Here is a 2,242-nt window from a genome sequence, read left to right as displayed (position 1 = left end):
AGCAAGCTCCCTCGCCATAGAGTGTTCCCCGTCAGCCTGAGTCGCTCCACACAAAAAAACGCCAGGCAAGCTGGCGTTTTTTGGGGCATCAAAGATGCATATCAGCTGGCACGCGCCTGGTTGCGCAAGGCCTTGACCTGATCGTGGTTGCGTTGCACACCGTGGTATTGGCGCTCGACGAGATCACGAATGCCTACCAGGTTGTGCTTGTTGATTTTCTCGATGGCTTCCTTGTAAGCCTTCAGCGCATGGTCTTCGCCGCGCTCGGCTTCGTTGAGCACCGCTTCTTCGTCCTTGCCGGTGAACATCGACTTCACGTCGACCCAACGGCGGTGCAAGTCACCGGAGACGCTGGTGGAAGTTTCGGGATCGCCACCCAGGGAACGCACAGCGGCTTGCAGTTCGGCCGCAGCGGTTGCGCAATCGGCGGAGCGCTTGACGAACAGCGCCTTGAGCTCAGGATGCTTGATGTCTTCAGCGCAGGTCTTGAATCCTTCCTGGCCATCCTTGCTGGTCTCGATCAGGTCGTTCAAGACGGAAATGGATTCTTTGTTGATGTCAGTCATTTTTCAGTTCCTTTGCTTGGTGAATAAAAACCTGCAAGGAATATTGCATCGGCCATGCCAGCCACCAAAAATGAGATAAATCCTTAATAATCAAATAGTTAAAAAACATCGAAAAATCTGTATCCGCGTTATTTGCATGATCTGTCATTTGGCCTGCATGCAGAATGCCTGTATTTTGCCGATGGTTCCTATCAAGACGAATCGCAATGAATCCGGAAAAACTTGAGCTGCTGGTGACGCGCCAAATGCCCTTCGGCAAATACAAGGGCCGAGTCCTCGCCGACCTGCCAGGCCAATACTTGAACTGGTTCGCACGGGAGGGTTTTCCCAAGGGAGAACTGGGCGGCCTGCTGGCATTGATGCAGGAAATCGACCACAACGGCCTGTCGGACCTGTTGGACCCGCTGCGAGCCAAACATGGCCTGCCCAAGCCGCGCCATTGAACATCGCCATTGACTGATTGAGCCCGCCATGCCCGAGAACACCCTACGCGCCCACGATGAAAGCTTCTGGGAAACCTTTGTCGGTCGCTACGATGTCGACGCCGATGGCTTGCTCAATCTCGAAAACGGTTACTTCGGTCGGATGTCGCGCACCGTGGTCGAGGAATACCAGCGCAACATCGAACTCATCAACCGCAGCAACTCGGTGTACGTGCGCCAGCACTTCGACCGGGAGCACGGCGAAGCCATTCGGCGCCAGGTGGCGCAACTGATCCGTGCCCCTGCGTCCACCGTGGCACTGGCCAATAGCGCAGTGGATGCCCTGCAGACGCTCATTCGCAACTACAACGGGCTCAAGCCCGGCGACCAGGTGTTGATCAGCGACGTGGAATACGCCTCGGTCAAGAGTGCCATGCGCTGGCTGGCCCGCCAGCGCGGGGCTGAGGTCGTTGAGCTGGTCCTTCCCTACCCCGCCAGTTTCGACAGCCTGGTGAGCACCTATCGAGAAGTTTTCATTCGCTATCCGCGCCTGAAAGTAATGGCGCTGACCTACGTCAACCACCTGACCGGCCTGGTGATGCCGGTCCAGGCGATTGCCGAGGCGGCGCGTGAATTCGAGGTCGACATCATTCTCGACGGGGCCCACGCCTTGGGGCAGATCGATTTCGACCTGAAAAAACTCGGCATCCAGTTCGCCGGGTTCAATCTGCAGAAATGGATTGGCAGCCCCCTCGCCCTGGGCTTTCTCTACATCGCGCCACAACGGCTGGCCGACATCGACCCGGACATGGACGAAGCCAACTACCCAGCCACTGACATACGCTCACGCACGCCCCACAGCACGCCCAATATCCCCGCGCTGCTGACGCTGCCACTGGTGTTCGAAGAGCACCGTGCCCTGGGCGGTGCGTCAGCCAAGGGCGCGCGGCTCTGTTACCTGCGCGACATGTGGGTGAGCGCCGTTCGTGACGTACCGGGCATTGAAGTCATGACACCGGATGACCGGCGGCTGTATTGCGGCATCACCTCGATGCGATTCACCGCACAGCCGGACCAGCAGGCGATGGCCGACCGACTGCTCAAGGACCATGGGATTTTCACCGTGGTGCGCGAGACCAGCGTCGGGTCGTGCATTCGCATCACGCCGGGATTGATTACGTTGGCGCGGGATATCGAGCGGTTGAGCCAGGCACTGCTTGAACTGAGCCATACCTAGATCCCTTGCTCCCGCTG

Annotated in this window: 3 protein-coding genes; 2 read left to right on the top strand and 1 reads right to left on the bottom strand. The window is 58.2% G+C overall.

Annotation, left to right across the window (positions count from 1 at the left end; all coding sequences use genetic code 11):
- Nucleotides 1-101: 101 nt before the first annotated feature.
- Nucleotides 102-566: a PA2169 family four-helix-bundle protein gene (locus tag OC610_RS26055; protein ID WP_030139349.1), complete on the bottom strand. Its 465-nt coding sequence runs from the start codon at nt 564-566 to the stop codon at nt 102-104.
- A gap of 206 nt (nt 567-772) precedes the next feature.
- Here OC610_RS26055 and OC610_RS26050 point away from each other — a divergent pair, with 206 nt between their 5' ends.
- Both OC610_RS26050 and OC610_RS26045 read left to right on the top strand, forming a co-directional pair.
- Nucleotides 773-1,009: a DUF3820 family protein gene (locus OC610_RS26050; RefSeq protein ID WP_264431925.1), complete on the top strand. Its 237-nt coding sequence runs from the start codon at nt 773-775 to the stop codon at nt 1,007-1,009.
- Nucleotides 1,010-1,037: 28 nt separating this feature from the next.
- On the top strand, nt 1,038-2,225 hold the full coding sequence (locus OC610_RS26045; RefSeq protein WP_264431923.1) for an aminotransferase class V-fold PLP-dependent enzyme: 1,188 nt from the start codon (nt 1,038-1,040) through the stop codon (nt 2,223-2,225).
- The last annotated feature ends 17 nt before the right edge of the window (nt 2,226-2,242 follow it).

It is taken from the genome of Pseudomonas agronomica (assembly GCF_025917275.1).
In the GTDB taxonomy this organism is placed as follows: Bacteria; Pseudomonadota; Gammaproteobacteria; order Pseudomonadales; family Pseudomonadaceae; genus Aquipseudomonas; species Aquipseudomonas agronomica.
Note: the sequence above shows the minus strand (reverse complement) of the source record. Positions and strands in the feature narration are given on the sequence as shown.

Coding starts and splice junctions, on each gene's coding strand:
- OC610_RS26045 (WP_264431923.1), top strand. CDS start 1,038: ATGCCCGAGAACACCCTACGCGCCCACGATGAAAGCTTCTGGGAAACC.
- OC610_RS26050 (WP_264431925.1), top strand. CDS start 773: ATGAATCCGGAAAAACTTGAGCTGCTGGTGACGCGCCAAATGCCCTTC.
- OC610_RS26055 (WP_030139349.1), bottom strand. CDS start 566: ATGACTGACATCAACAAAGAATCCATTTCCGTCTTGAACGACCTGATC.